A 7,236-nucleotide genomic window follows, 5' to 3' on the forward strand; every position below is an offset into this window, starting at 1 on the left:
CTTGCTGGGCGCGGCCCCCCACCCCTCCCCTCCCCACCCCCCCCCCCCGCGCGGCGGCGGCGTGGGCGGGTGGGCCCTCGCCGGGGGTCGGTCCGGGGCCGGGCTACGTCGGGGCCCGGGCGCTGAGCCGGAACTGACGCCCCGTCAACTGGTGGGCCGGGCCTGCCGAGTGGCCTCGATGCCGTCCAGGATCAGCCGGATGCCGTTGGTGAAGCCGCTGTCGCGGGAGCCGTCGGTCACCCCATTGGCGTCGGTGGTGTAGAGGCGGTGCAGGCGCGGGAAGTCCCGGGTGGCCTCGATGATGGCGGGCAGGAGTTCGTCCATCCAGCCCTGCTCCTCCCGGCCGTGCCGGGCCAGTGCGCTCAGCCAGGAGGCCTCCACGCTGGCCGTCCCGATGACGTAGCCGAGTAGGGCCCTCATCGCGTCGCTGGCCTCCATCGGGGTGAAGCCGGCTGCCTCCAGGAAGGTGAGCAGGGCCTCGGAGAGGCGCATCCAGTTCGGCCCGAAGTAGACGAGCCCCAGGTCGCCGATCACCGACACCATCCACGGGTGGCGCAGGATGACCTGGCGCACGCTGCCCGCGCACTCGGCGACGGTGGCGCGCCAGTCCGCCGGGTTCGTGTCGGTGACCGCCGGGATCCAGATCTTGCCGAACACCTCGTCGACGGCCAGGGCGAGCAGTTCGTCCTTGTTGGCGACGTGGGTGTACATCGAGGTGGCGCCGGCGTTGAGGCGGGCGCCGAGCTTGCGCATGCTCAGGGCTTCGATGCCGTCGCTGTCCAGGATGGCGAGTGCCTCCGCGACGATCTGGGCCCGGCTGAGCGCCGGCTGCTCGCGCCGGGGGCGCTCGGGGCGGCTCCACGGTGTCCCGGGCGCGTCCTTCGACCTGGCCGGCATCCGGCCCTCCTCTCGGTCTTCGCCCGCCTGTGCTCGGCTCGGCTGCTCCGTTCAGCATAAGCCGCGCCGCACACCGTACGGCTTTGCGAACACTGTGCGGTCTACGTACAGTGTGTGGCGTCCGCACGGTGTGCGGAGCGAGGTGCACCGCGGCCGTGGGGACGGACCGCGGTGCACCCGCGACGACTTCCGTCCGGCTACGGCCGGCGCGCTCACTTCGAAGGGGGACCGCGGTGGACCGACATCCGCGCCGCTGGCTCATCCTGGTCGTGCTCTGTCTCAGCAGCCTGGTGCTGGTGGTCGACAACATGGTGCTCACGGTGTCCATCCCGCAGATCGCGGCGGACCTCGGGGCCGGGGCCGAGGACATCCAGTGGATCATCGACTCGTACATCCTGGTCTTCGCCGGGCTGCTGCTCACCTCGGGCAGCCTCTCCGACCGGTTCGGCCGGCGGAAGATGATGATCATCGGGCTGGTGGTGTTCGGCGCCGCCTCCCTGGTCGCGGCCGTCGCCGACAGCCCCGGCCAGCTCATCGCCGGACGCGTGCTGATGGGCGTGGGCGGAGCCCTGGTCATGCCGAGCACGCTCTCCATCCTGATCACCGTCTTCGACGACGAGGAACGGCCCAAGGCGATCGCCGCGTGGAGCGCGGTGGCCATGATCGGCATGATCGGCGGGCCGGTGCTCGGCGGTGCGCTGATCGCGCACTTCTGGTGGGGCGCGGTCTTCCTGCTCAACGTGCCGGTCGCAGTGGTCGCCGTCATCGCGGCGGTCGTGCTGATGCCGGAGTCCAGAGGGCCGTGGCGCCGGCCCGACCTGCCCGGCATGGTGCTCTCGATGACCGGGATGACCGCGCTGGTCTGGTCGATCACCGTGCTGCCCCGGGACGGCATCACCAGCCCCGGCACGCTCGGCACGCTCGTCGTCGGGGTGCTCGCGCTGACCGGGTTCGCCGTCCGCCAGGTCCGGACCGACTCGCCGATGGTCCCGCTCAAGCTGTTCCGCAACCGGGTGTTCACCGGGGCCAGCTTCTCGCTCGTCCTGCTGACCTTCGCCACCGGCGGCCTGATGCTGGTCCTCACCCAGTACCTGCAGTTCGTGCTGAAGTTCTCGGCCACCGACACCGGCCTGGCGTTCCTCCCGCTGGCCGTCGCCTCGCTGGTGTTCAACGCCATCGGCGCCGTGCTCAGCAAGAAGGTCGCCCCGCGGGTGACGACCTCGGCCGGCATGCTGATCATCGCGGCCGGGTTCGGGCTGCTGGCCACGCTCTCGGTCGGCGACGGCTTCGCCAAGGTCGCCCTGGCCATGCTGGTGCTGGGCGCCGGCTCCGGCCTCGCGATGCCGGCCGCGTCCAACGCGCTGATGGGCGCGATCCCCGGCGAGCACGCCGGCGTCGGCTCCGCGCTCAACGACACCATCCAGCAGTCCGGTTCCGCGCTGGGCGTGGCCATCCTCGGCGCCGTCCTGTCCAGCACCTTCACCGGCTCGATGCCCACCGACACGCCCGCCGCCGGGAAGCACGCGATCACGGACGCGCTCGCCCTCGCCGCGAGCACCGGGGACGGCGGACTGGCCGCCGCCGCGCGCGACGCGTTCAACACCGCGGCCTCCGTCACCTTCACGGCGGGCGGGATCTCCGTCCTGGCGGCCGCGGGGCTGACCCTGGTGCTGATGCGGGACGGCCGGAAGACCGCTCCGGCGGCGGGCCCGGTCGAGGACGCGGCGGAGGTGGCGGAGGCGGAGGTCGTCCAGCGGGTGGGCTGAGCCTGCCCTGCCCTGCCTGGCCCTGTCCTGTTCGGCCCTTTCCTGTCCGTCTCGGCCCCGTCCGCCTCGCGCGGCCGGGGCCGTGGGCGTGCCGCCGGCGTGTCGCCGACCCCCGGCGGCGCCCGGTGGCGGCGCGTAGCCTGGGCCTCATGTCCCCCGAGTACGCGGAGCGGGCGTCGAGGCTGCCGGGAGCGGTCGTGTGGAGGCGCCGGGCCGTCGGGAGCACGGGCGGCGGCGCGGCCGGGCTCGTCCTGCCCGACGGCTGCATGGACCTGCTCTGGACCGAGGGCCGGCTCCTCGTCGCCGGGCCGGACACCCGTGCCTTCCAGCTCGGACCGGGGCTGCGCGGCCCGTGGGCGGGCGTCCGCCTCCCGCCCGGCGCCGCCCCCGCCCTGCTGGGCGTGCCCGCATACGAACTGCGCGACCGGCGGGTCGACCTGGCCGACCTCCGGCCCGGAGCCGAGGTGCGCCGCCGCACCGGGCGCATCGACGCGGCGCCCGACCCGGCCGTGGCCCTGGAGGAGTTGGCGCTGCGCCTGGCGGCCGACGCGCGGCCGGTGGACCCGCTCGTCCGGGCGGTCGCCGATGCCCTGGCGGCCGGCCGTTCGGTCGCGGCGACCGCCGAGGCGGTCGGCCTCGGCGCGCGGCAACTGCACCGCCGCTCACTGACCGCCTTCGGCTACGGTCCCAAGACCCTGGCCCGGATCCTCCGCTTGCAGCGCGCCCTCGCGCTGGCCCGCTCCGGCGTGCCCCTCGCCGAGACAGCGGCCCGGACGGGCTACGCCGACCAGGCTCATCTGGCGCGCGACGTCCGGGAGTTGGCGGGAATGCCGGCGACCGCCCTGCTGCCCCGTTGACTCAGTCCGCGGCGCCCGGCAGCGGCGCGAACAGGTCGACGCCGTTGCCGTCCGGGTCGTGCACCACGGCGTACCGCTGGCCCCAGAAGGCGTCCCACGGCTTCAACTCTCCGTGGTACCCGGCGCCGACCAGGTCCTCGTAGACCGCGTCCACCTGGGCGGGGTCGGCGCACCGGAACGCCAGTGCCGTCCGGCCGCCGCCCACCGGCGGACGCCAGTCCGGATGGAACGAGCGGATGGTGGACTCGGGGTCGAGGGCCAGGCGCAGCCCGCCCGGCAGCACGGCCTCGACGTGCGGCTCCTGCTCGGCCCCGTCGGGGAACGCGAGTCCGAGCCGCCGGTAGAAGGCGATCGAGGCGGCCAGGTCCGAGACGGCGAGGCCCACGACGGCGAACTGCGGTGCTGGTGTGCTGTTCATGCCCGTCACGGTAGGCGGCGCCCGGACGCCCCGTCTTGAACGAATCGGACGGTCTCCCGGCTGGTCTGCGCATTGGCCGAGTCGGGCGCGGCCGGGGTGATGATTCTGGTGACCGGATCGCGGCGCGCCACGCCCCGATCGCGGCCCGCACCACCATTGCCGACCCCTGGGAGGGATGACTGATGCTGTACCGCAGCCTCGGAGTTGACGGACCGAAGGCCAGCGCGCTGTGCCTCGGCGCCATGACCTTCGGCACCACCGTGGACGAGCAGACCGCGACGGCGATCCTGGACCGGTTCACCGAGGCCGGCGGGACCTTCGTCGACACCTCGAACAACTACGCCTTCTGGGCCCCCGGCGGGACGGGGCACGAGAGCGAGGAACTGCTCGGCCGCTGGATCGCCCGCCGGCGCAACCGTGACGAACTGGTCCTCGCCACCAAGGCAGGAGCCCGCCCGGTGCCCGAACTCCCCTTCCCCGAACACATGGAGGGGCTGTCAGCCGCTGCGCTGCGCAACGCGGCCGAGGGCAGCCTGCGCCGGCTCGGCACCGACCGCGTGGACGTCTACTACGCCCACGTGACGGACCCGTCCACCCCGGTCGAGGAGACCCTCGGGGCCTTCGCCGAGCTGGTGGCCGATGGAAAGGTCGGCCGGCTCGGCTGCAGGAACCACAGCGCCGCGGACCTGGCTGCCGCCAACGAGCTTGCCGAGCAGCGGGATTGGCCCGGCTACCGGTGCGTCCAGCAGCGCCACAGCTACCTCCGGCCACGGCCGGACGCGGACTTCGGCATCCAGAAGCACGCCGACGAGGAGCTGCTGTCGTACGTCGCACAGCGGCCGGAGCTGCTGCTGCTGGCGTACTCCCCGCTGCTCGGCGGCGCGTACTGCCGGCCCGACCGGCCACTGTCCGAGAAGTACCAGTGGCCGGTGGTGCAGGCCCAGTTGGCCGCCCTGGCCGAGGTGGCGAAGGAGACCGGGGCCACCGTCAACCAGGTGGTGCTCGCCTGGCTGCTGGGCCACCCGGTGCCGACGATCCCGGTCGTGGGCGCCAGCTCCGTCGCCCAGCTGGACGAGAGCCTGGCCGCCCTGGACCTGGTGCTCGACGAGGACCAGCGCCAGCGGCTGGACACCGCGGCCTGACCGCGGCGTCCCGCACGGCCGGGCGGCCAGGCCGCAACCAACCCTCCTTGGCCGCCCGCGCCGCCCGTGCTGCCCGCCTCGAACCGGCTGCGCGCCGTCAGCCCTGGGCGCGGACCGCCCGCCACCGGTTGGCGGTGGTCTCGCTCACCGTGTAGAAGAACTCCGACTTGAACTCGGCCCCGTCACTGAGCGCCTCCACCCAGCTCATCGGCCAGTTCCGCCGGCCGTAGTGCTTGTGCACGACCCGGGTGAACGCGGACAGCACGCCGCGCAGCCGCTTCCGGTCCACGTCGAGCAGCTCGACCAGGGACGTGTAACTCACCCGCTCGCCGGGCTGCTTCGCCAGGATGTCGAGCACCCCGGTCACCGCCTGTACCGAGTCCAGCGGATCGGCCGTCAGCCGGCGCAGATCCTGCACGGTCCACTCGACGAACGGCCACTCGCCGTCCTCCTGCGGCCCCCCTTCGGCCGCCGCCGCCACCGCGGCCCCCGCAGCGGCCCCCGAGAGCTCCGCGAGGAACGCGTACACCTGCGTGACGTACTGAGCCGGCACCGGCACCGAGATGAACTGCTGGCTGTCCTGCGTCATGTTTCTTCCCCTCCGACGTGTCGCCCGTCTGGCGGCAGGACAGATACTTGCACGCCATGTGTCCAGGCGTCCAGGTATTAACCTGGACTAATTCCGAGACTAAGGGTCGATTAGTCCCTCTCGCGGCGCAGCTTGGGAGGGTGGAAGTCACTTCCGGTACCGGCCGGCCAGTCGGGGCCGTGGAGCCGACGAAGGCCCGGACCGCGTGAGGCGGTCCGGGCCTTCCGGCTGTCGCCGCCCGTTGCGGTCAGTGGAGGACGTTCAGGAAGTTGGCGGCGTCGTCGACGAAGTACACGGCGTCGTGGTCGAGGTCGACCGCGAGCCCGAACAGGGCGCCGGCGCCGGGCGGGGTGCCACTGCTGTCGAGCGTGCGGACGGCGACCTGGTCGCCGGCGGGGGTGGTCTCGACGAGGTTGCCGTCGCCGGAGTTCACCGTGAGGACGTCGCCGCCCGGGGCGACGGCCAGGCCGAGCGGCCCGTTGAGGTGGCCGCCGGTGCTGACGGTGGTGCCGGTGCCCGCGTCGGTGGTGCGGTGGACGGCGTCGGGGATCGCGGTGATCCGGTTGGCGAGGGTGTCCGCCACGTAGAGCGTGTCGTCGTGGCCCAGCCCGACGCCGGTCGGGCCGATCACCAGGGCGGCCTGGTCGGTCCGCTGGCCGAAGCCCGAGCCGATCCGGGTGGTCGCGAGCCGCTGTGGCGGCGCGTCGCCCTGCCGGCACAGGGTGATCCGCAGGACGGTGCCCTGGTCGACCTCGGCCCCGCCGCCCGCGACCGTGCCGTTCAGCACATTGGTCACGAACAGTTCGTCGCGGTCGTCGAAGCTGGCGGCCGTCATGTCCCACGGGCCGTTGATGCCGTCGCCGACGATCGTCTCGCGGACCGTCCCGTTGCTGTCCAGGACCAGCAGGCAGCCGGCCTGGACGGTGGCGGAGGTGCCGTCGGTGGTGGGCGTGCTGCCGACCACGACCCAGCCGCCCGGCAGAACGGTCAGCGCGGTCGAGAGCCCGACCCCGCCGGGGCAGGGCCCGGGCAGCTTCGCCGGGTCGATCCGGGCGAACTCGCCGACGGTGCCGTCCGGGCTGACCTGGACCAGGGTGGTCCCGGTGCCCTGCAGGTTCTGCCCGTTGTTGAAGTTGCTGATGAGGACGTTGCCGCGGCGCAGCTTGCCCACGCTGTGCTGGACCACGAACGTGCCGTACGGGTTCTGGTCCCCGTTCGCGGGCACGGTCGAGGCGACCGGTGACACGGTGTTCAGCGGCCCGAGGAACGGCGCCCGGCCGACGGCGCCACCCACCGCCGTGGCGCCGAACACCACCGCGGCGGCGGCGACCACGCCGACCCGCCCCCAGAACCTCGTGCGCGAAGAGTGAAGTCTCATAACTCAAAGTTATGCCGCAGCCGAACCGCCCAGCACGCGGAGTTCACCCAGCGGTGTCCCCACACCGCAAAACGACGAAGGCCCCGACCGGCGGGGCCGTCCCGGGCCTCTGCCCCGGGAGGATACCAATTTCGAACTCGGGAGGCGGGTCCCCCCCCACCCCGACCCCGAGTGGGCCCGAACGCGCGG

General features: G+C 73.3%; 7 protein-coding genes. 3 read left to right on the top strand and 4 right to left on the bottom strand.

Annotated elements, in window-relative coordinates:
• Window positions 1-144 precede the first annotated feature (144 nt).
• Entirely contained in the window at window positions 145-897 is a 753-nt protein-coding gene (locus ACFV6D_RS07725) for a TetR/AcrR family transcriptional regulator C-terminal domain-containing protein (protein ID WP_380558867.1), read from the bottom strand.
• A gap of 233 nt (window positions 898-1,130) precedes the next feature.
• Between ACFV6D_RS07725 and ACFV6D_RS07730 the strand changes: the two genes are divergently transcribed.
• The gene (locus ACFV6D_RS07730; RefSeq protein ID WP_380558870.1) at window positions 1,131-2,663 is read left to right on the top strand and encodes an MFS transporter; all 1,533 of its coding nucleotides are present in this window, start codon (window positions 1,131-1,133) and stop codon (window positions 2,661-2,663) included.
• A gap of 149 nt (window positions 2,664-2,812) precedes the next feature.
• Window positions 2,813-3,520, top strand: a complete 708-nt coding sequence (locus ACFV6D_RS07735; RefSeq protein ID WP_380374515.1) for a helix-turn-helix domain-containing protein — start codon at window positions 2,813-2,815, stop codon at window positions 3,518-3,520.
• A gap of 1 nt (window position 3,521) precedes the next feature.
• Here the strand turns inward: ACFV6D_RS07735 and ACFV6D_RS07740 are convergent, their stop codons facing one another.
• Window positions 3,522-3,938 carry a VOC family protein gene (locus ACFV6D_RS07740; RefSeq protein ID WP_380426436.1) on the bottom strand — a complete coding sequence of 139 codons (417 nt, stop codon included), beginning with the start codon at window positions 3,936-3,938 and terminating at the stop codon, window positions 3,522-3,524.
• A 182-nt stretch (window positions 3,939-4,120) separates the two neighbouring features.
• Between ACFV6D_RS07740 and ACFV6D_RS07745 the strand changes: the two genes are divergently transcribed.
• Window positions 4,121-5,080: an aldo/keto reductase gene (locus ACFV6D_RS07745; protein ID WP_380558873.1), complete on the top strand. Its 960-nt coding sequence runs from the start codon at window positions 4,121-4,123 to the stop codon at window positions 5,078-5,080.
• 97 nt (window positions 5,081-5,177) lie between these two features.
• Here ACFV6D_RS07745 and ACFV6D_RS07750 read toward each other — a convergent pair whose 3' ends face one another.
• The gene (locus ACFV6D_RS07750; RefSeq protein WP_063348646.1) at window positions 5,178-5,669 is read right to left on the bottom strand and encodes a hypothetical protein; all 492 of its coding nucleotides are present in this window, start codon (window positions 5,667-5,669) and stop codon (window positions 5,178-5,180) included.
• A 247-nt stretch (window positions 5,670-5,916) separates the two neighbouring features.
• Complete coding sequence (locus tag ACFV6D_RS07755) at window positions 5,917-7,047, bottom strand: hypothetical protein (RefSeq protein ID WP_380374506.1); 1,131 nt, start codon at window positions 7,045-7,047, stop codon at window positions 5,917-5,919.
• Window positions 7,048-7,236: the final 189 nt, after the last annotated feature.

Origin of the sequence: Kitasatospora sp. NPDC059812, assembly GCF_042732075.1 — a bacterium.
In the GTDB taxonomy this organism is placed as follows: domain Bacteria; phylum Actinomycetota; class Actinomycetes; order Streptomycetales; family Streptomycetaceae; genus Kitasatospora.

Excerpts from the sequence above, each read along its gene's own strand:
- ACFV6D_RS07725 (WP_380558867.1), bottom strand. The coding sequence starts at position 897 with ATGCCGGCCAGGTCGAAGGACGCGCCCGGGACACCGTGGAGCCGCCCC.
- ACFV6D_RS07735 (WP_380374515.1), top strand. The coding sequence starts at position 2,813 with ATGTCCCCCGAGTACGCGGAGCGGGCGTCGAGGCTGCCGGGAGCGGTC.
- ACFV6D_RS07740 (WP_380426436.1), bottom strand. The coding sequence starts at position 3,938 with ATGAACAGCACACCAGCACCGCAGTTCGCCGTCGTGGGCCTCGCCGTC.
- ACFV6D_RS07745 (WP_380558873.1), top strand. The coding sequence starts at position 4,121 with ATGCTGTACCGCAGCCTCGGAGTTGACGGACCGAAGGCCAGCGCGCTG.
- ACFV6D_RS07750 (WP_063348646.1), bottom strand. The coding sequence starts at position 5,669 with ATGACGCAGGACAGCCAGCAGTTCATCTCGGTGCCGGTGCCGGCTCAG.
- ACFV6D_RS07755 (WP_380374506.1), bottom strand. The coding sequence starts at position 7,047 with ATGAGACTTCACTCTTCGCGCACGAGGTTCTGGGGGCGGGTCGGCGTG.